Source organism: Halobacillus sp. A1 (assembly GCF_024189295.1).
In the GTDB taxonomy this organism is placed as follows: Bacteria; Bacillota; Bacilli; order Bacillales; family Halobacillaceae; genus Halobacillus_A.
The window spans coordinates 97,680-117,752 of sequence record NZ_JAIZEN010000008.1; the positions used below are offsets into that span (position 1 = coordinate 97,680).

The 20,073-nt window shown below is 43.1% G+C and carries 17 protein-coding genes; 12 read left to right on the top strand and 5 right to left on the bottom strand.

The annotated features are described in order from the left end of the window. Nucleotides 1-119 precede the first annotated feature (119 nt). Together LF817_RS10620 and LF817_RS10625 are read left to right on the top strand one after the other, a co-directional pair. Entirely contained in the window at nucleotides 120-1,523 is a 1,404-nt protein-coding gene (locus tag LF817_RS10620) for an FAD-binding oxidoreductase (protein WP_253935783.1), read from the top strand. After that, entirely contained in the window at nucleotides 1,516-2,814 is a 1,299-nt protein-coding gene (locus LF817_RS10625; RefSeq protein ID WP_253935784.1) for a (Fe-S)-binding protein, read from the top strand. Before LF817_RS10620 ends, LF817_RS10625 begins: the two co-directional genes overlap by 8 nt. 325 nt (nucleotides 2,815-3,139) lie before the next feature. On the opposite strand, the gene LF817_RS10630 is transcribed toward LF817_RS10625, so the two are convergent. Continuing rightward, entirely contained in the window at nucleotides 3,140-4,648 is a 1,509-nt protein-coding gene (locus LF817_RS10630) for a UDP-N-acetylmuramoyl-L-alanyl-D-glutamate--2,6-diaminopimelate ligase (protein ID WP_253935785.1), read from the bottom strand. Nucleotides 4,649-4,788: 140 nt separating this feature from the next. Next, the gene (locus LF817_RS10635; protein ID WP_253935786.1) at nucleotides 4,789-5,349 is read right to left on the bottom strand and encodes an NADPH-dependent FMN reductase; all 561 of its coding nucleotides are present in this window, start codon (nucleotides 5,347-5,349) and stop codon (nucleotides 4,789-4,791) included. Between the two features lie 245 nt (nucleotides 5,350-5,594). On the opposite strand from LF817_RS10635, the gene LF817_RS10640 reads away from it, so the two are divergent. The 5 genes from LF817_RS10640 to LF817_RS10660 all read left to right on the top strand — a co-directional run bounded on the left by LF817_RS10640 (nucleotide 5,595) and on the right by LF817_RS10660 (nucleotide 11,344). Next, a complete protein-coding gene (locus tag LF817_RS10640; protein WP_253935787.1) occupies nucleotides 5,595-5,750 on the top strand; it encodes a hypothetical protein in 156 nt (51 codons plus the stop codon). A 184-nt stretch (nucleotides 5,751-5,934) separates the two neighbouring features. After that, nucleotides 5,935-6,741 (top strand): SDR family NAD(P)-dependent oxidoreductase, encoded by an 807-nt coding sequence (locus LF817_RS10645; protein WP_253935788.1) that lies wholly within the window; start codon nucleotides 5,935-5,937, stop codon nucleotides 6,739-6,741. Nucleotides 6,742-6,792: 51 nt separating this feature from the next. Next, the gene (locus LF817_RS10650) at nucleotides 6,793-7,809 is read left to right on the top strand and encodes a thiazole biosynthesis adenylyltransferase ThiF (protein ID WP_253935789.1); all 1,017 of its coding nucleotides are present in this window, start codon (nucleotides 6,793-6,795) and stop codon (nucleotides 7,807-7,809) included. 279 nt (nucleotides 7,810-8,088) lie between these two features. Beyond that, entirely contained in the window at nucleotides 8,089-9,243 is a 1,155-nt protein-coding gene (locus LF817_RS10655; RefSeq protein WP_253935790.1) for an AI-2E family transporter, read from the top strand. 985 nt (nucleotides 9,244-10,228) lie between these two features. Next, complete coding sequence (locus LF817_RS10660; protein WP_253935791.1) at nucleotides 10,229-11,344, top strand: IS110 family RNA-guided transposase; 1,116 nt, start codon at nucleotides 10,229-10,231, stop codon at nucleotides 11,342-11,344. Between the two features lie 746 nt (nucleotides 11,345-12,090). On the opposite strand, the gene LF817_RS10665 is transcribed toward LF817_RS10660, so the two are convergent. Then, the gene (locus LF817_RS10665; protein WP_253935792.1) at nucleotides 12,091-12,531 is read right to left on the bottom strand and encodes a GNAT family N-acetyltransferase; all 441 of its coding nucleotides are present in this window, start codon (nucleotides 12,529-12,531) and stop codon (nucleotides 12,091-12,093) included. 28 nt (nucleotides 12,532-12,559) lie between these two features. Further along, nucleotides 12,560-13,549, bottom strand: coding sequence for a YeiH family protein (locus LF817_RS10670; protein ID WP_253935793.1), 990 nt, complete (start codon nucleotides 13,547-13,549; stop codon nucleotides 12,560-12,562). 117 nt (nucleotides 13,550-13,666) lie between these two features. Here LF817_RS10670 and LF817_RS10675 point away from each other — a divergent pair, with 117 nt between their 5' ends. After that, nucleotides 13,667-14,560: a LysR family transcriptional regulator gene (locus LF817_RS10675; RefSeq protein WP_253935794.1), complete on the top strand. Its 894-nt coding sequence runs from the start codon at nucleotides 13,667-13,669 to the stop codon at nucleotides 14,558-14,560. Nucleotides 14,561-14,870: 310 nt separating this feature from the next. Here the strand turns inward: LF817_RS10675 and LF817_RS10680 are convergent, their stop codons facing one another. Then, on the bottom strand, nucleotides 14,871-16,082 hold the full coding sequence (locus LF817_RS10680) for an MFS transporter (RefSeq protein WP_253935795.1): 1,212 nt from the start codon (nucleotides 16,080-16,082) through the stop codon (nucleotides 14,871-14,873). Nucleotides 16,083-16,195: 113 nt separating this feature from the next. Here LF817_RS10680 and LF817_RS10685 point away from each other — a divergent pair, with 113 nt between their 5' ends. The 4 genes from LF817_RS10685 to LF817_RS10700 all read left to right on the top strand — a co-directional run bounded on the left by LF817_RS10685 (nucleotide 16,196) and on the right by LF817_RS10700 (nucleotide 19,924). After that, entirely contained in the window at nucleotides 16,196-17,050 is an 855-nt protein-coding gene (locus tag LF817_RS10685; protein ID WP_253935796.1) for a LysR family transcriptional regulator, read from the top strand. 4 nt (nucleotides 17,051-17,054) lie between these two features. Further along, complete coding sequence (locus LF817_RS10690) at nucleotides 17,055-17,615, top strand: nucleotidyltransferase family protein (protein WP_253935797.1); 561 nt, start codon at nucleotides 17,055-17,057, stop codon at nucleotides 17,613-17,615. An 83-nt stretch (nucleotides 17,616-17,698) separates the two neighbouring features. Next, nucleotides 17,699-18,493, top strand: coding sequence for a YtvA family blue-light photoreceptor (ytvA, locus tag LF817_RS10695; protein WP_253935798.1), 795 nt, complete (start codon nucleotides 17,699-17,701; stop codon nucleotides 18,491-18,493). 270 nt (nucleotides 18,494-18,763) lie between these two features. Continuing rightward, nucleotides 18,764-19,924, top strand: coding sequence for an acyl-CoA dehydrogenase family protein (locus tag LF817_RS10700; RefSeq protein ID WP_253935799.1), 1,161 nt, complete (start codon nucleotides 18,764-18,766; stop codon nucleotides 19,922-19,924). The last annotated feature ends 149 nt before the right edge of the window (nucleotides 19,925-20,073 follow it).

A 20,073-nucleotide genomic window follows, 5' to 3' on the forward strand; every position in this document is an offset into this window, starting at 1 on the left:
CTTCCTTAATTTTCTATTTATTATACACTTCTGTGATATCGCTTACAATAATTGCTTGAAGGATTTTAAGTGTTATACCAGAAGTAGTTATAAAGAACATGTTTGAAAGGGGAAAATCTATGAAAAACTGGATTGATGAATTAAAGCGAGTGTTGACTCCAAAGCAGGTATTAACTGAGTTAGCGGATCGTCACAGTTATAGTTTTGACGCTTCTTTTGGGGAGTACTTACCAGAAGCAGTCGTCCAGGTGAAGAATAAGTATGAAGTGGCATCGGTCCTGAAAGCCGCGAATGAATTTCATTTTCCTGTCTATCCAAGGGGAAAGGGGACATGTTTAAGTGGAGGTCCTCTGCCGGTTCATGGAGGAGTTGTACTTGACCTTTCCCAGTGGCCGGAACAAATCAAAGTGCGTCCGGAGGATTTGACGGTGGTAGTCTCTCCGAGTGCATTACCAGCGAATATCAATCAAGCTGCTGAGGAATATGGGCTGATGTATGCTCCTGACCCGAGTAGTGCTCATGTCGCAACAATCGGTGGAAACCTTGCAGAGAATTCTGGAGGACCAAGAGGATTAAAGTACGGGGTGACAAAAGATTTTGTTTTAGGACTGGAAATTGTCACCCCAGAGGGGGAAATTACCTGGACAGGCGGAAAAACCATCAAAAACGTGACAGGATTTGACCTGACAAAGCTGATAGTCGGCTCTGAAGGAACGCTTGCGGTCATTACGGAAGCCACGCTGAAACTTCTGCCAAAGCCTCCAGCAGTCCAAACGATGATGGTGTCTTTTAAAGACGTAAGGTCGGCTGGGGAAGCCGTTTCGAAAACGCTCACTTCAGGCATTCTTCCTTCTAAGATGGAGTTTATGGATCAGGCATGCATTCGGGCCGTTGAAAACTTTCAACCCGCAGGTTTGCCAATTGATGCAGAAGCCATTCTCATCATAGAGCTGGACGGTCACCCTGAAGGAATAGCTGCTGAACTAGAAATAGTTGAAAAAATAATGATAGATTTAGGTGCTTCTGAAACGATTGTTCCAGGTAATCCTGAAGAAGCTGCGCGGATCTGGCATGCAAGAAAGCAAGTGTCTCCTGCCATAGCTCAAATTAAACCTACGAAAGTGTCGGAGGACGCGACCGTTCCCCGAAGTAAAATTCCTGACATGATGGAAAGCCTGCAAGCGATTAAAGAAAAATACAAGGTCGAAATTTTCGTGTTCGGTCATGCCGGAGACGGAAACCTTCATCCTAATATTTTATGTGATAAACGAGACCAGGAGGAAATGGCTAGAGTCGAATCAGCGGTAGAGGAGATTATGCTAGCGGCTATTAAATTAGGCGGGACGCTGAGCGGGGAACACGGAATTGGTACACTGAAAGCGCCATTTATGGAAGCTGCAATTGGGAAGGTGGGGCTAGACATGATGAAACGTATGAAAGAAAGCTGGGACCCGAACAATATCTTAAACCCAGGTAAAATCTTTCCCGGACAGGTTCAGAGGCTAGTGCTGCGTAATGAGTGATCTGCAAGCATTAAGGAAACAAGTAAACTACGATAAAACCTTTGATTGTGTCCAATGCGGCTATTGCTTACCGGTCTGTCCCACATATGAAACTATGAAACGTGAAACCCATTCTCCTAGAGGAAGGATTCATTTAGTGAAAATGGCAGGCGAAGGGAAAATTACGATAGCTGATTTGAAGGAGCCGATTGAAAAATGTCTGGGCTGCATGGCTTGTACAACGATTTGTCCTACCAATGTCCAGTATGGCCGGATTTTAGAAGGTGCGAAGGAAGCGATTGAGCAGCAAGAAGTTAAGTCAGGCTTTCAAAGAAAAACCGAACAATTCTTGTTTGATAGAGTCTTTCCCTCTTCTCGCTGGATGGGGACATTGGGAAATGCGGCATGGCTCTATCAAAAATCAGGAATGCGTAAGCTTGCGCAAGTAACGTATTTGACTTCCGCCAGCCCATTGAATGTGAGCCGTTTCGAGAAAGCCGTACCTGATCAGCCAGGTCCATTAGAAAGATCCCTCCGTAAACATCGGATACGACCTGATTATAAATTAAGAATGACAGTAGCTTTTTTTACCGGATGCGTCATGGATGGTGTTTTTTTTGATACCAACCAAAACACGATCGAGCTCTTGCGGCTTTCTGGTGCAGAGGTGGTAGTGCCAAGGCAGCAGACATGTTGTGGCGCCCTGCATTCACACGCAGGTAAATCGGCCACGGCAGAAGAGCTGGCCGTCAGAAACATGGAGGCTTTTGATCTCGAAGAAATAGATTATATCGTCAACAATGCGGGTGGGTGTGGAGCAAAAATGACTGAGTATCCTCACTTGTTCGAGCGAGGAACATATTGGCATGAGCGGGCAGAGGATTTTTCCGAGAAGGTTCGTGACATTTCTGAAGTTCTTGTGGAATTGAATGGATTAGAATTCACTGAGCCTATAGAGCGGACGATAACTTATCAGCCTTCCTGCCACATGACCCATGTGCAACGCGTAAGCGAGCCGCCTCTCCTTCTATTGAATCAAGTAAGGGGGTTGAAGCTCAGACCATTAAAACGTCCTGATTTCTGCTGCGGGTCGGCAGGGATCTATAATTTAGTGAATTATGATGAATCTATGAAAATCCTCGATGTGAAGATGGATGATGTCAAAGAAAAGAGGCCAGATGCTGTCATCACAACTAATCCTGGCTGCCTGATTCAAATGAGAGTAGGAATTGAACGAACTGGACTTGAAAAGAAAATGGAGGCGATGCATTTAGTAGATTTGTTGATGGAAGCAGGACCTGTGCCTAAATGATAGGCTTTGTTAAAGTTCCTTGTTGATATTCATATAATCTCTAATTTCCTTATAGCAGAAGATTCAGTTTCGAGACATTCTGCCTGTTTCCGTCACAAAAATAGAGCTTGAAGGTCCGGGAAATCACTCGCTTCCCCGCCGCCCTGACCCACTCACCAAATGTCTCGAAATCAAGTCTTTCAGTATCCTGCCATATTGTTGAATATCTCACTTATCAATATCAACAACCAACTTTAACATAGCCAAATGATAAAAGGCTGACTGCAGAAAGTTGTCATTCCACAACCTTCGTCCGCTTGGGTGTTTTAATATAGAAAGGTATTCTCTAAAACATTACGCAATCTTTATAAGAAGGACACTTATTGAAATAATCATCGATTACTTCGAGCTCGGAGTAAGGAACTTTTTCATTCCCTATGACCTGGTACCCTCCAAAACCGATACCTGTTAAAAGAACAAGGTCTCCCGGGGCTGCTAAATCAAAAGCATGGTGAATGGCTTCTTCTCTGTATAATTTAGTATGGATGTTATGTTCTAACGGGTTTCTGAATCCTTTAAGGACATCATTCACCACTTCCTGACGATCTGCAAACCCAGGCTGGTCGACACTCACTATGATTTCATCAGCCATTCCTTCTACCGCTTTCGCCATTAATGGGCGTTTGTTTGGGTCTCTTAATCCAACCCCTGTAATCATGACGATTAGTTTTTGGTAAGGAATGGATGAAACGGCTTGTAAAATGTTTGATAAAGCATCAGGTGTATGAGCGTAATCCAATACAATTTGGTAAGGGGCATCATTTTTTACAATCTGATAGCGTCCTTCCGGGCATTTCACCATAGATATAACAGAGAGGATTTCTGCCATAGAGTATCCGGCCTGCTTGCAGGCTCCAATGGCAGCCAATAGATTACTGACGTTATACTCCCCGTAAACTGGTGCATGAACTTCAAATAGTCCTTCGTGTGTTTGGAAGGTAAAGGATGTTCCATCTAACGTAGTATGGATGTCCCGCATTCGAAGATCGGCTCGCTCATTTTTTCCGTAAGTTAAGAGAGGTCCGTTGAAAATTTCCAGGATATCTCCTGCCATGACTGTATCATCAATGTTGACCACGGCTCGTTCAGCCTGTTCAAACAACTTTAATTTAGCTTGTTTATAATTTTCCATACTGCCATGGAACTCTAAATGCTCCGGTGTTAAATTTGTATGGACAGCTACATTGAAATCAATAGTTGCCAGCCTCTTTTGTTCAATGGCGATAGAAGTAGATTCTATGACGGCTGCTTTCATCCCTTTTTGGTTAAAATGGTCGAGCACCCTATGAATATCAGGGGCTTCCGGAGTAGTAGGAACAGTCTGCCTGAAACTTGTTTTCTGTGCGTCGTCCCAAATACCCGCCGTACCGATAGATCCTGTGCGAAGCGAAAGGGCATTCAAAATGGAGTAAATGAAAGAAGTAACCGTAGTTTTACCATTCGTACCTGTGACACCGATCGTAGATATTGATTCAGATGGATTTCCAAATACGTGAGAAGATAGGTGTGCGAGTGCTAATCGGGCATCGGCTACATGGATGAAAGTAATAGAAGGAAAAGTGGAAGAATATGTAGAAAGTAGATGTGCGTCCGTACCCGCTACGGTTTTTGCTCCATTCTTAATGGCTTGCTCAATGAACTGATGTCCATCGTAGTTTTCTCCAGGTATACATACAAATATGGAGTCTTCAGTCGTCTCTCTCGAATCGTACTCTACTGTAGATGCATATTGAGCAAGGGGGCCAAAGACCGTTCCTTCCACGACTTCATTCCAATGCTGTAGTTTCTTTTGCATGTTTTCATCATCCTTTTTATAAACCTCTTTAGTAAGCTGCTATGCTAATGCTGAATAAATTCCCTATACTAAAGAGGGTAAACATAAATAAAGCCCTCAATCGGCTGACGATTAAAGGCTAGTCTCAATGTTTCCATTATTTAGTGATAAGCTTCTTCTTTTTGTGCTTCTGCAAAAGGAATAAATTGTTCGATCACGTTATCAAGAAAGTCGACCGTCTGCTTGTCGTGCAGATGTCCATCGGTGTCCATCTTATCCTGGATCTTTCCGATTAGAATCTCATTACCAGGCAGCACATTCGCGCCCATTCCAGGAGAGTTCAAGATTTGACGGAGCTGCATTTGAGCTCGTACGGTTCCAAGGACACCCATCGTGGCACCTGCTATGAAGGTGGCTTTATTCGCCATTTCACGCTCCCCGCGGGACAGCCAGTCCAATGCATTTTTAAGCACACCGGGGATTGAATGATTGAATTCAGGCGTTACGATTAGAAAAGCATCGGCATCAGCGACTTCTGCTTTAAAGCGCTGCACAGAAGGGGGAGTTTCATTCTCGATATCCTGATCATAAAAAGCTAAATCGCGAATAGGGACAACATGGATATCTAAACGACCTTTGTATCTTTCTTTCATAAAATTAGTCAGTTTCATGTTATAAGAATCTTTACGAAGACTTCCGACAAGAGCCGCTACTTTTATCATAATAAATCCTCCTAGATATACATTGCATAATCCTATTATAAAGGCCGTCATGGCAACTTTCTAATCATCTGCATCCTCTTTATTATGCCATGGTAAAAAAATCACCGAAATATGTCAAAAAATTTGTAAAAAAAACTATTGCGTTACCCCCCTTATAGGGAGTAGAATTTTCTTAAATTCCTTAGTTTTAGTACGAATGAATCCGGGAATTATATTAATATACTAACGTAAGGGAGGTACTCAAAATGACCATGCTTTATTCCAAAGCTCGTGAGCTATTCGATCAAGATTATAAGAATAGTGAAGAAGCTAAGGAATCTCAAAAGACAGCTTCCACAAAAGTGGAGCGCACAAGAAGCGGCAAACTTCTCATGCCATTCCGTAAAAACAAGCGGAAATAATGACTAAGAAGTGGTGACGGTAGCTATGAGAAAATATAACAAACAAATAACGAGGGATTGGCCGAAAGCTGTTCCCTGGAATCAACGTCTTAACAGAAAATAAGTTAGGGCGTTGATTTTTTTGTGGATAAAAGTTTGAAGTCTCTAAAAAAGTGTAATCTTTACCATAAAAGGAGGCTTCATGATGAACGTATTCTCAAACGAAGCATTATCAGAGCATCATATACTTATTACCGGGGCGACCGGAGGCATCGGTTACGAAACAGCAGTCGAAGCGGTAAAAGCCGGAGCTGCTGTCACGATTACAGGAAGAGATGAAGAGAAACTTAAAGCTTTAGAGGAAGCATGCATGCATGTGGACAGCGATGCCAAAGTGTTCTCTGCCCCTGCTGATTTGAATGATCAGGAATCTCGTAAAGGCCTGGTTTCTGAAGCGGCTGAACAACTGGGACCAATAACAGGGCTAGTCAATTCTGCTGGAGTAATCGGCGGAGGTCCTTTAGACAAGATATCTGAAGAAGATCTTCGATCGATCATGGAATTAAACTACTTTTCGACAGTTTTACTGACTCAGGAAGTTTATAAGCATATGAAACAACAATCGAATCCGAGAGGAGCCATCGTGAACTTATCCTCATTGTCTGGTTTGAGAGGAACACATAGTAACATCGCCTACAGTGCCTCTAAATTTGCGGTCACAGGCTTCACTCAATCTCTTGCTGTAGAAGCGGTCGAACATAACATCCGGGTCAACGCCGTGTGTCCCGGCTATGTTGATACAGCTATGGGCCAGCAAGCGATCAAAAGCAAGGGCGAGCGTGAGGGACGCAGCTACGAGGAACAGTTAAAGGTGGCTGAAGCGGGGATTCCGTCCGGTCAGTTGAGCACTCCAGGAGAAGTGGCTCGTGCCATTATCTTTTTATTGTCAGACGCTTCTTCGAATATTATAGGAGAGTCTATGAAAATTTCTGGAGGAAGCGTCATGCGGTAACTTCATGATAAAATGATTCAAAGTCTATCATGAAGGAACGGAGGAGCAAGTATGGCTCAAGATCGCTATTCACGTCAGCACCTCTTCACACCTATTGGTGAAAAAGGTCAGAACAAAATAAAGTCGAAACATGTGTTGATTGTTGGAGCAGGTGCTCTCGGGACAAGCAGTGCAGAGCAACTCGTCAGATCAGGTATCGGTAAGCTGACGATAGTGGATCGGGACTATGTGGAATGGAGTAACCTTCAAAGACAGCAGCTTTTCGACGAGGAGGATGCTCGAAGCCGCACGCCCAAAGCGGTTGCCGCCAAAAAAAAGCTGCAGCTTTACAATTCAGAAGTGACGATTGAAGCCCATATAATGGATGCTCAGCGAGAAGAGATGGAATCGCTTATTCCGACTGTGGATGTCGTGTTAGATGCCACAGATAATTTTGATACGCGGATGCTGCTTAATGACTGCTGTCAAAAATATGCTACACCCTGGATTTATGGCGGCTGTGTAGGAAGTCATGGGATGAGTTTCACAATAGTTCCCGGAGAAACCCCATGCCTGCATTGTCTGCTGGAATCTGTACCCTTAGGAGGGGCTACATGTGACACGGCGGGTATCATCAGTCCCGCTGTGCATATGGTGACAGCACACCAGGTGGCAGAAGCTTTAAAGCTGTTAGTAGGTGACTATGACGCCCTGTTTCATAAACTGATCACCTTTGATCTATGGAACCATCAATATTCTGCAGTGAAAGTCGGCCGCGCAAAAAATAAAGATTGTCCTTCCTGCGGAGAAAACCCGTCCTATCCCTTCTTGTCTTTAGAACATCAAACGAAAACGGCAGTTCTCTGCGGCCGTGACACGGTTCAAATACGTCCTGGTCAAAAAGTGGAGAGGAATTTTGAAGAATTGAAAGCGGCAATTCCAGCAGGAAACGTAGAGGAAAATCCATTTTTGATATCTTTTCAAACGAATGATTACCGTATGGTTTTTTTCAAAGATGGACGAGTTCTTATTCATGGTACAAAAGATGTGACCGAAGCCCGTCGTCTTTACCATAAGGTCGTAGGGTGAACAGAAAGAGTGTTTTAGTTTAGCAATAACAGGGAAACATAACCAATAAGAAACCAAATCGGGTAGGAGGTTATCAACATGGGGAGATTGCTTAAACGTGCGATTAAATATGGTCCGATGATATATCCATTAATTAGAAAGTTCATGCGGAAACGCAGGTAAAAAAGTAAGGAAGGAAAACGTGCCTCGTCCGGCACGTTTTTTTTATAGGATAATATTAAAGAAATTTAATGCGGAATGTATTATGATTAAGCCATATGCGGGAAGGAGGAGATTTATATGGATAGATGGGAATCTACACCTATGATACGTTTTTTCGGGGGCAGGAATTTACTTTACATACTGGCAGTTATCCTGTTCGTCGGAATCAATGTTTTAGTATATACACAAGTTTCTTTCATTTTCCATCCAATCGTCATCTTCATTGAAACAGCCGCTTTGCCCGTCATATTTACAGTGGTTGTGTATTATTTATTGAGTCCTTTCATAAGGTTATTGGAGCGTTTCGGTCTTAAGCGGATATGGGGGATATTGATTACGCTAGCTCTCGTAGCTGGTGTGATTACCTTGATTGTATTTTTGATCATTCCATTCCTGGAAAAACAGTTCATGAGTCTGGCTCAGGAATTACCTCAATATTTAATGGAATTGGCAGACTCCATCCATAATTGGATGAAGAATTCAATTTTTGCAGGCTACTACAACGATTTGTTCCGGGACCTTGAGGGGACCCTTGGACAGGTTTCTGAGAATTTTTCAACTTATGCTGGAAATACAGTAGAAGGTTTGACGACATTTATATCCACTGTGACTAATGTGATTATTGCCTTAGTTACGCTGCCGTTTATTTTATTTTACCTTTTAAAAGATGGGGAAAAATTCCCGAATATGATTTTAAAAGTATTTCCGCCAAAGGTTCGTCCGGAGCTTTCCAGTGTATTTAAAGGGATCGATCACCAGCTCAGTGCTTATATACAAGGTCAGATCATCGTCAGCTTCTGTATAGGTGTGATGATGTATATCGGCTTTCTCATCATCGGACTTGACTATGCGTTATTGCTTGCGGCTATAGCAAGTGTCACAAGTGTCGTGCCGTATCTTGGACCTATGATTGCGATCATTCCAGCGCTGATCATTGCTATTGTCACTTCTCCATTCATGCTCTTGAAGCTTACTTTAGTATGGACAGTCGTCCAACTGTTAGAAGGAAAGTTCATATCCCCGCAAATTATGGGGAAACGGCTGCATGTCCATCCCGTTACCATCATATTTGTGTTGTTGACGGCGGGCCATTTATTCGGGGTGCTTGGCATCATTGTAGCTATCCCGGCCTACGCTATCATCAAAGTTGTCGTTACTCATTTGTTTTACTGGTTTCAACGCAGGTTCAATAAATATGCAGAACCTGAGAATCAGTACGGAACTACGAAATAAAAGCGTCGGTTACAGCGGGACTCCTTTCGGTGACAGAACGTGGTGAGATCTCGCAGGGCTTCAGCCCATGGAAAGCGATTCATTTACCGGTTCAAGCTCTCCTTTTAGTAACGGAAATTTCTAAGTTAAAGCTTCTGGTAATTTTCAATGTTTATATTCATATAAGCTCCCTTTAGTGGAAGACTCGGTTTCAAGATGTTCGGACTGTTTCCGCCACAAAAATAGAGCTTGAAGGTCCGGGAAATCACTCGCTTTCCATGGGCGTACGGTGAGCTTCCTCGGGCTAACGCCCTCCGGGATCTCACCATGTACTGTTCTCCCATAGGAGTCTCGCCATTTCCCGGACCTTCTTGCTGTTGTGAGGATTACGGAAACATCTGAGACAGTGTCTTGAGTGAAGTACAGCTCTTTTCGAGTGGCAACGACAAGTCGCCCCATTTCCCATACCTCAAAGCTCTACAGCTGAAATACGCAGCATAGATGAGAGATCAGAAGTCTTTTCCAGTGTCAAGGGGTCGTTCATTCCATTTCGTACAGGGTGGTTGGTAAGCTAGGAGACTCCCTTGGTAAAAGCGGAATCGCTTTGGACAGCGGCTTATGGACTGGACTGAGCTTTTGGAGATATAGAAAATACGAAGAACGAAGGGAGTCGATGTTGACTTATCGTAAAGAAGTGAAGGAAGTCTCGTTAAACCGCTAAGCGTCGAAGCTCGAATACACGAGTTTGGTTGGGAAACGTTGGTATAAGAGATTTTTTTGCTTCTCAATTCTTAGTTCCGTCTCTTGATATAAGTTAGGTGGTTTTAGGAATGGATGAGACTCCTGTGGGAAGAGAGTGATTGGTGAGATCCCGGAAGGCGGCAGCCTGAGTTATCATGAACGAAAACTAGCTCCCTACTCGTAAATTCGTAGGTTAATCGGGTAAACAATAGGTAAGGACCCTATCCCCAAATCAGTGCTACATTACGGAAGGAGCTAGCTTACTATGAAGAGTACCCTGAAATACGTTGGCTTAGACGTTTCTAAAGAAAAAATTGCTGTTGCTATTGCGGATGAAGGTCGAGAAAAACCCAGGTACTGGGGGATGATTCCTCACACCCCTGAAGCCATTCGAAAATTAGTAAGGAAACTGGGAGACATTCAACTTTTGCGGTTTTGCTATGAAGCCGGTTCAACCGGGTATCCCTTGTACAGACAATTTCTAGCTATGGGGATTCATTGTGACGTCATCGCCCCGTCTTTAATTCCTCAAAAGCCAGGAGAGAGGATCAAGACGGACAAGCGAGATTCCATTCGACTCGCCCAGTTATATCGAGCGGGAGAATTGGTTTCTGTTTATGTCCCTACACCAGAAGATGAAGCCCTTCGTGATCTAGTTCGGGCACGCGAAGATGCCAAAGAAGATGAGCTAAGAGCGAAACATCACTTGACGAAATTCTTGCTTCGAAATAATATTCAACCTCCCCACGGCATCAATAAATGGACGAAGAAATATCGTGCTTGGCTGGATGCCTTAACCTTTAAAAACAAGCTATCTACCTTGACCTTTCAGGAATATTACCACCAACTCCAAGAATTAGAACAGCGTATTAAACGGTTTGAAGAAGAATTAAAAATTCAGTCTACCGAAGGTGTTCACGCCCCTATCATTCAAGTTCTCCAATCCTTACGGGGCATCGCTTTAATTACCGCGGTAAGTCTCGCAGCTGAAATCGGCTCTTTTAAACGGTTTCCCAAACCCGGCCAATTCATGGGATATATCGGTTTAATTCCTAGCGAACGGTCCAGCGGAGACGTACGTTATCAAGGGAAGATCACGAAAACAGGAAACCGGCATGTGAGACGCCTTCTCATTGAAGCTGCTTGGAGCTATCGTTATAAACCCGCGATTAAAGGAAACCTAAAGAAACGCTTAGATGGCCTTCCCCCAGAGATTCGTTCGATCTCGTGGAAAGCACAAAATAGACTTCACAAAAAGTACTATCGCTTACTATCACGAGGGAAGGAAAAAGGGAAGGTTGTCACGGCTGTAGCTAGAGAACTAGCTGGATTCATTTGGGCCGTTATGCAAGAAATCGAAGACATTCCTCAAGGGAAATAAGAAAATCCAACCGCCAGATCCCCCCTCATGGTTTCATGAAGTTCACCTTTCAATGAGTATAGGGCTCGAAGGCAAAGAGAAAAACCGGAAAGGCAAATCCACGTGCTTCCCATGTGCTATGTCTTCATAGACTAACGCACGCCCTGAGTTAGTGGAAGGGCCTTTATACGGAAAGATAAAATGTGCGAACCCACGGATATCAGAATGCTAACCGCAGTCTAGATTTTTGCCTTCGTGCCGTGTACTTATGTCTTACCCATTACTCGAAAGAAAGGAGCCTATTTTCTTCGCCCGCGAATAGTCTATCCTGGTAAGGTCGACAAGAAGACCACTTGTCCTCCTTACCAGGATAGGCTGAAAGAAGACCCTAAAAAAGAAGCGATGAAGCTTCTCTTCTTAAAGACGGTCAAAAGGGTGAGGGGTTGACAGTTTCGTTCATATCAGGAAGCTCACTGCACTCCCACGGAAAGCGAGTCCATTCCTAAAACCACCTTCCACTCAATAAGATGACGGAACAGCAAAGATCCCACAGGAAAGCGAGTAGCTTCCCAACCACACCAGACTCTCATTAAAGCGACGAGCCCTGGGTTATCTCGAAACTGAGTCTTAAAGTATCCTGCCATATAGCTTAATAACTTTTTATGAAAAGACAGACAAAAGCGCTTGGATAATAAAAACCAAGCGCTTTTGTTTGTTAAATACACTGTTATTTAAGTGCTGAACTTATGTTGAATTAGATTGTTCTATTAATATTCATAATGGACGATCGACAATCCATCTTCGACCACCTGATACTCCCTTTCGCGAAAGCCTAAAGATGCATACAGTTTCCTGGCAGGCACGTTCTTGGCTCCTGTGCTGACGATAATACGTTCAGCTTCGAAATGGAGGATATAAGATAGTAAATTTTTCGCTATCCCCTCTCTAAAATGTGAAGGGGAAACGACTAATCGGTGAATATCCACCGTTGCATCATTCCAGACGTAAGAAATAAAGCCGGCCAAATGATCGCCAACGTACCATCCGATAAAAGTCTCAGCGCAAGCTTTGATATCCTCTACAGTATCGTAAAGTCCAGGAATTCGGTCACTCCCGATCAGATCGGCTTCGATTTGGTAAGCGGGACGCTGAATACTTACGATTTGTTCTGCAATCCTTGTTTCATAGTGATTCAATGGCACGATCATGAAGCCATCCCCCCTCTATGTTTATAGCTTATACGATAAATGAGGTGACGATCGACAATAAAATAGAAGTCAAAACGACAGCAATGATGGGCTTGAACGCCCGAGCGCGCGCATCACGCAGACTTACATTCAGTCCCAGACCAGCCATAGCCATCGTCAAAATGAATGAAGTAAGGCTGGAGATTGCATCCATTACTCCTTCTGAAACCGGGATGTAGACGCCGAGGACGAAACTCCCGAGTAAACTCATCATTAAAAAACCTGCTAAAAACCATGGAAAGGGAATGGATTGGTTCGATGTGTTTTTATTCTTTTTCTTCATCATCCAGATTAATAGAATGCATAGAGGTACGAGAAGTGCTACACGACCCAGCTTCGCGAGTAAAGCCATAGCCAAACCTTCCTCGCCTGCAGGATCGCCTGCAAGCACAGCATGGGCAACTTCATGTAAACTTAACCCGGCCCACATGCCATATACCTCCATTTCCATGGGAAGGAAAGGACGCAGTAGGACATAGACGATGGCGAACACTGTGCCTACAAGAGAGATGATGCCGGCGCTCAATGCTGTATCTTCTTCCTTTGATTTTAAAATAGGGGATACGGCCGCAATTGCTGACGCCCCGCATACCCCTGTCCCGATGCCTAATAGTAAAGAAAGTGATCGATCCGCCTTTAAAGACCTGGCTAATAACATCATCACTCCGATACTGAAAACAACGACGAGCAAGTCGCGGAGAATCAAGGGAACCCCCTCTTGTAAAATTACGTTTATATTCAGCTTTAATCCAAATAATACAATAGCGAGACGCAGTAAGTTTTTAGCGGAAAATTGTATGCCTTTTCTTAATGGTTCTGGAAACCCGAAGAAATGCCGGTAGATTACGGCTAGTATAATCGCAGCTGAAAGCGGACCGATGTGTCGGAACCCAGGCAGTAAGGCAATTAAGAATCCAACCCCGGCTACTGAGAAAGTAAAAGCGATTCCCAGCAGTAGCGATCGGTGCGTTTTGTTCATTATAGTGATCCTACTTTCTGATTTTGTATATGAAACACTATACGAGTGACCATATCATTAGTAAAATAAAAGTTTATAATCTTAATGATCAATAATTTAAATGATGGGGGCGTGCCCATGGATATAGACGCATTGAAAACGTATATAGCCGTTATTGAGTTGGAGAGTTTTACAAAAGCTTCTCAGAAATTGAACTTATCTCAGCCAACGGTCAGCTTTCATATCAAGACCCTGGAGGAACACTACGAAACAACGCTAATCGATCGTTCTCCGAAAAGGTTTCAGGTGACCAGTACGGGAGAAATCGTTTATCAAAGAGCGAAACAGATACTTGGAATTTTAGAAAAAGCTCAAAACGAAGTGTCCGAATACCATCATCAGCTGCGCGGGGAAATACGCATCGGGGCCAGTTACACGGTAGGTGAATATATTTTGCCGGGTATTCTAAAAGCCTTCGATCAGTTATATCCAGAAGTGGATTTGAACGTAACCATTAAAAATACAGAAGAGATTAACACTGGTGTACAACTACATGAGTTGGATATTGGGCTAGTGGAAGGTCAGGTCAATAAGAAAGATTTATCATCCCATCCCTTCATGGAAGATGAAATGGTTGTTGTCGTCCCAATCAATCATCCCCTGCGCTCTACAGAAGAGATTACGTTCAAGCAAATTCAGGATCAGACGTGGATCTTTAGAGAAGGTGGATCCGGTACACGGGCCGTGCTGGAATCATTATTAGAAAGCTATAACGTCAGACCCCGAAAAATGATCACAATCGGAAGTAATCATGGAGTGATACAAGGAGTGAAACAGAACCTCGGACTATCCTTGATATCTAAGACGGTGGCAGAGCATTCGAATGCTTCGGATTTAATTTTCCCACTTCCATTCATTAAGGTGCCGACTCGTTTCTTTTCCTACGTCACTCCGTCTGATGAGAAGGAAATATCCAAGAATGCATCTGTATTTATTGATTTAGTGGAAGACTTGCATCCATTTAAAGAATAAATGTGAAAAATCTGTGTAAAATACGCTTGAAATGGAATATTGCGATGGAATCTGGGGTATGGTTAGATTAGAGAAAAATGAAACTATACCGATTCGTCAATCGTAAAGATGGTAGATCAGTCATTACTAACATAATCTTGTATAAACTGAGGTGAAATTATGAAAAGCCTAGACCAGATCGTCGATTACTTAAAGACACTGGGAGTTGAGGTAGAGAAGGTATATAAGGCACCGAAAGAAGAAACGAGATAACATACGATCCTCTATACATGAAAAAACAAGGTATGCCGGCCCGGAGCATACCTTGTTTTTATGCGGTTTTAGAAGTGGTGATTTCTACGAACAGCGGATGCTTCGCTTGATAAGCAGACCATATGATACCTAAAGACACTGGAATCAATAAGAAGAGGAATACGTAATTAGCACCGATGGAAGAAGCTGTGAACCCGAATAGAGGACCTGTGATGACCACTGCACTCTGGTTGCAAAGCATTCGGAAGCTTGCCATCCGTCCATGAAATTCCTTTGCCGTTGCGATTTGTTGTACGGATTGAAGCAGGGATCGGACGAAGGAAGTACCTATACCGATGAGACAAATGCCTAGAAAAGCCATCACAACATGCTGAGTGATCCCCGCCAATAGCAAACCGCACGCCATGACCGCAAGAGAAAACACCGCGAGATTGTTTTTCATTCGTTTCCACCACCATGCTCCTAAGACCCCTGCAGCGATACCTCCCACAGAAAAAGTTACATCAAGCGTTCCGTAAACGAAGGCGTTTTTTTCTAAATAGTCACTTGTGTAGACCGATAAAAAACCGAGTGTCATATGGAACGTCAACTGACCAAGCATCATCATCATGAATAACCCATATAGAAAGCTGTGATCATTCAAATATCGAAATCCAGATCGCAGTTCAGATATAAAGGGTTCTCTGCAGGTTTTACGTGATTCTATCGTAGAAGTGTAATGTAGTTTGGCTACCGCCGTAAAAGCAGCAGCGTAAAACATCACGACTATAGTTATAGAAACAGGGGCAGACATTAGACTTGAAAAAACCCCACCCATGGCTGCTCCTGCTAAACTTCCTGAAATGGTGGCTGACCCTGATAGCGAGAAAATTCTAGGCAGGTCTTCTGGAAGGAACACTTCGGCCACAAGCGCCTGTAAGGATGGACGGAAAAGCGATCCTGTCGTCTGCAGAACCATGTGTGTTAGAATCAGCAGCCACGGGCTGATCCATTCTAAAAAGAAGGCTCCGCCTAAAAGGGTAAGGGAGGCTACACTGACGGCTCCTGCGATGACAGCTAATTTTTTTCGGTTGTAACGGTCGACGAGGACCCCGAAGATGATGTTAGAGAATAGTCCTGGTAAAAAACCGAAGCTGACAAAAAGTCCTGTGTACATAGCATCTTGTGTCCACTGAAATAAATACCACGTTATAATTACGAAATACATTGATCTTCCGCATTCATACAAAAAATAGCTGGACAGTAATTTTCGTGTATTTACTTGATCCATCAATTTCACCTCATCCATGTTTCGTTACATTTATCATAGGTCACTTCGTGCGATAAGAATAATATTGTTTTACAATAGTAGTTGATAGGTATTAGTTATCAGGGGGTGAGATTGTGAAAGTCGAAGATTATCGGCTCCTTATTCAGCTTGAACATTATAAAACTATACGGTCTACGGCAAGGCATGTGTTGATTTCTCAACCTGCGATTACCCAGCGCTTGAAATTTATCGAAGAATATTTCGGAATGGATATTTTCGTTCGTACTTCAAGGCAGCTTGTGCTGACACCTTTAGGGGAAGCGGTTTTGCAACATGCTAAAGAGATGATAGCTAAAGAAGAGGAATTACATAACCGAATAAGGAGCAGTAAGAACGAAGTGTCGGGTACATTATCACTAGGTGTCTCTTCGTTAGTCAGCCAGCATTATCTGCCTGGTCTTTTACAGGAATACACGAAGCTCTACCCTGATGTAACCATAGATTTAGTGACAGGAGTAAGTGCAGAAATTAAACAAACGGCCTCGGATTATCACCTGGCAATTTTACGAGGAGAGGCACTGCAGGGTTATGAACGTTTCCATCTGTTTGATGATCCTTTGTATTTATTTGATACGGAAGAATTTGCAAAAGGGAAGTATCGTCCATTCATAGAATTCAAAACGGATGCAGATTATCAGAGGCTGGTTGAAGAATGGATGTATCAACAAATGGATTGGAAAGTACGCCGGACGATGAAAGTAGACCATTTTGAGACGGCAAAACAATTGATGGTCACAGGATTAGGAATGACTGTCTTACCAAAAAGCCTTATAACAAAGGAGTTGAAGAAGCTCCCGCATATCCCTTTATTAGACGAAGGAGTTCCGATTCAAAGAAAAACGTGGGCTTGTGTTAAAAAAGAAGTCCGCGCCCTTCCTCAAGTTGAAGCCTTTATCAATTTGTTAGAATATAAAGTGTGGAAAGGATGAAACTATGCTGGAAGATCAGCTGACTGAAATAGTAGAACAAACTGATTTTGTTCAGGAAGTTCTAGACGTGGCGGAAAGTGAATTCGATCATTACTACATTGGGGCAGGCTGCATTACTCAAAGTGTCTGGAACTATTTGTGCGGAAGGGAAGCTGGTTACGGTATTGGGGATATTGATATCGTTTACTACGATGCGCACGATCACACAGGTGAAAGAGAAGACTGGATAGAAGCTGTTTGTAATAAGAAGCTGGAGCATGCTGGTTATCCTATAGATGTTACGAATGAAGCGCGAGTGCACGTATGGTACGAGAAGAAATTCGGGAAGAAAATTCCGCCCTATCAATCCGTCGAAGAAGCGATTGATACATGGCCCGCCACAGCTTCAGCCATCGGAGTCAAAAAGACCAACGGTATCTACCAAATATATGCCCCTTATGGTCTGGATGATCTATTTCAACTGATTGTACGCCCGAACAAGAAGATGATTCCACAGCATGTGTACGAAAAAAAGGTAAGCAAGTGGAAAAGACTTTGGCCGGAGCTTAAGATAAAGGAGTGGTGATTACCTTTTACGTATAGTTGGTAATTTTTTTGTGTTCATTTTATTATGATAGTAACCCATTTCTCTAGAGAGGATCATACATAATGAATTATAACTCGTTGGATAAACTTGAAGAAATACAGCAAAATGAATTTATTAAAGCAGCCATTGACCATGTAGGAGCAGGGGTGGTCATTTCAGATCCTGAGCAGGACGATAATCCGATTATCTATGTGAATAAGGGATTTGTGGACTTGTCAGGTTACGAAGCTGATGAAATTCTGGGATATAATTGCCGGTTCTTACAAGGAGAAGGTACAGAAGCAGATTCTCTCGGAAAAATACGAGAGGCTCTCGCCAACTCTAAATCCGTGCAAGTCGAGCTTTTGAATTATAGGAAAGATGGGACGCCGTTTTGGAATGAACTCCAAATCTTCCCAGTCTATATAGAAAATATGGATCAAAACTTTTTTGTTGGTGTGCAAAAAGATATAACTAAAAGAAAAGATGCAGAAAACCTTGTGGGCCATTATTCCTCTGAAGTGAGACGTCTTTCAACCCCTATTGTCCCTATTGAGGAAAATATTTCAGTTCTTCCATTGGTCGGAACGGTAGATGAAGATCGTTTGCAGCAAATATTGGATGTCGTGAGCCATCATGTCCAGGAATCGAAGGAAGATTATCTCATCCTTGATTTATCCGCAGTGCATACGTTCAATAAAGATCTTCATATCGGAATCTACCAGCTGAACCAGCTGCTTGACCTCATGGGTACAACCCTCGTACTGACCGGAGTCAAACCGAACTTCGCACTCCAAAGTGCTCCTTATGTAAATTTAGGAGAGCTGTCACTGAAGAGTTATATATCAGTGAAACAGGCGCTGCAGGAAATACGGTGAATCGCTTGGCAGGACTGGCCTAAAATACTTCTGACAAGCTGCCGTATTCATATAATTATTAATCGGACATCTAATTTCTATGCTCACCTCGTACGAAAGTAATGATAATTAAACATTTCTACACTCCTCAAAAAGATCTTTAAGGATGAAAAGTTGCAGAGCGTAAAACTCTAAGGACTATAAATGATCAATAAATGGCAAGCGGATGATTCGCACAATACATACAGGTTTTGTATGATTTAATTAAATTGTTTTAATGGAGTGAGTGAAATGAGTGATTTTATTCGTTCGTGGATAAGAAATGACAGGCAGGAGCGCTTATATACTAAAGCGTCTGTGATAGCTGAGGAAGCTCGTTCCCATGTAATTAAGACTGATCAAAATGCGGAGTTTTCGAACGAAACCTTAAAGGTCATGAAACTAGAAAAATATCCATCCTTAAGTTTACCGGTTCAATTCGGGGGAGAAAGTCTTTCCTTATATGAGTTTTTGTTATTACAAGAAAAAATTGCTGAAGGAGATGGAGCAGCTGCTTTATCCATTGGCTGGCATTTAGGAATTATGATGGAGTTGAGCGATGAAAAAAGCTGGAAGAAACATCACTTCGAACGTCTGGCCAAAGAAGTAGCGGAGAATCAAGCCGTTGTAAACAGGGCAGCTACAGAGCCTGCCACAGGAAGTCCTACCAGAGGAGGTATTCCTGAAACAACAGCTGTGCGGCAAGAGGATACCTATATTGTGAATGGTCGAAAAACCTTCACTTCCATGGCTGATCATTTGGATTATTATATCGTATCTGCTTATGTAGAGGATTTAGATGACATCGGCTGGTTTTTGATCGATCGCCACCAACCAGGGATTCGAGTTGAAAAGACGTGGGACACCCTCGGCATGCGCGGTACAGAGAGTGATGACTTAGTACTTGATCACGTGGAGCTTAGTACAGATGATTTAGTAGAAGTGAAAACCAAAGGGAAACCTTCGCCGAAAGGTTGGCTCCTGCATATTCCAGCTTGCTACCTGGGGATTGCACTTGCAGCTCGTAATGATGCCGTTAAATTTGCCAAGTCTTTTCAGCCCAACAGTTTAGATACTACAATTTCTGAAGTAAGTCATATACAGGATAAAATAGGGGAAATGGAATGGAAATTGATGCAGGCGCACAGTTTTATGTACAGCACGGCAAGACGCTGGGATGAGGAACCGGAGCAACGGGAACACATGGGACCTGAGCTCGCCGCCGTCAAGCTCGCTGTTACGAATACTGCTGCCGAAGTCGTCGATTTGGCTATGCGTATTGCTGGAGGACGTGGTTTATCTAAGGATCAGCCTTTCGAGAAATATTATCGTGACGTGCGGGCAGGTCTCCATAATCCGCCGATGGACGATGCTGTGATCAGAATGCTTGCGGGGAAAGCCCTGCAAGCATGAGAGCTTAGACGTGTTGTGTCTAAGCTTTTTTATATGAAGATATCTGCCATGATGAGATTGAAGTCTAAAAAAGAAACTGATGACGCTACCAACTTGTTAAAATGTTAAAACTCCCTGATCTTGAAAAATGGTTTCGTTTTTTTAATTGG

Excerpts from the sequence above, each read along its gene's own strand:
- LF817_RS10645 (WP_253935788.1), top strand. The coding sequence starts at position 5,935 with ATGAACGTATTCTCAAACGAAGCATTATCAGAGCATCATATACTTATT.
- LF817_RS10655 (WP_253935790.1), top strand. The coding sequence starts at position 8,089 with ATGGATAGATGGGAATCTACACCTATGATACGTTTTTTCGGGGGCAGG.
- LF817_RS10665 (WP_253935792.1), bottom strand. The coding sequence starts at position 12,531 with ATGATCGTGCCATTGAATCACTATGAAACAAGGATTGCAGAACAAATC.
- LF817_RS10640 (WP_253935787.1), top strand. The coding sequence starts at position 5,595 with ATGACCATGCTTTATTCCAAAGCTCGTGAGCTATTCGATCAAGATTAT.
- LF817_RS10650 (WP_253935789.1), top strand. The coding sequence starts at position 6,793 with ATGGCTCAAGATCGCTATTCACGTCAGCACCTCTTCACACCTATTGGT.
- LF817_RS10680 (WP_253935795.1), bottom strand. The coding sequence starts at position 16,082 with ATGGATCAAGTAAATACACGAAAATTACTGTCCAGCTATTTTTTGTAT.
- LF817_RS10700 (WP_253935799.1), top strand. The coding sequence starts at position 18,764 with ATGAGTGATTTTATTCGTTCGTGGATAAGAAATGACAGGCAGGAGCGC.
- LF817_RS10620 (WP_253935783.1), top strand. The coding sequence starts at position 120 with ATGAAAAACTGGATTGATGAATTAAAGCGAGTGTTGACTCCAAAGCAG.
- LF817_RS10625 (WP_253935784.1), top strand. The coding sequence starts at position 1,516 with ATGAGTGATCTGCAAGCATTAAGGAAACAAGTAAACTACGATAAAACC.
- LF817_RS10690 (WP_253935797.1), top strand. The coding sequence starts at position 17,055 with ATGCTGGAAGATCAGCTGACTGAAATAGTAGAACAAACTGATTTTGTT.
- LF817_RS10670 (WP_253935793.1), bottom strand. The coding sequence starts at position 13,549 with ATGAACAAAACGCACCGATCGCTACTGCTGGGAATCGCTTTTACTTTC.
- ytvA (WP_253935798.1), top strand. The coding sequence starts at position 17,699 with ATGAATTATAACTCGTTGGATAAACTTGAAGAAATACAGCAAAATGAA.
- LF817_RS10635 (WP_253935786.1), bottom strand. The coding sequence starts at position 5,349 with ATGATAAAAGTAGCGGCTCTTGTCGGAAGTCTTCGTAAAGATTCTTAT.
- LF817_RS10675 (WP_253935794.1), top strand. The coding sequence starts at position 13,667 with ATGGATATAGACGCATTGAAAACGTATATAGCCGTTATTGAGTTGGAG.
- LF817_RS10660 (WP_253935791.1), top strand. The coding sequence starts at position 10,229 with ATGAAGAGTACCCTGAAATACGTTGGCTTAGACGTTTCTAAAGAAAAA.
- LF817_RS10630 (WP_253935785.1), bottom strand. The coding sequence starts at position 4,648 with ATGCAAAAGAAACTACAGCATTGGAATGAAGTCGTGGAAGGAACGGTC.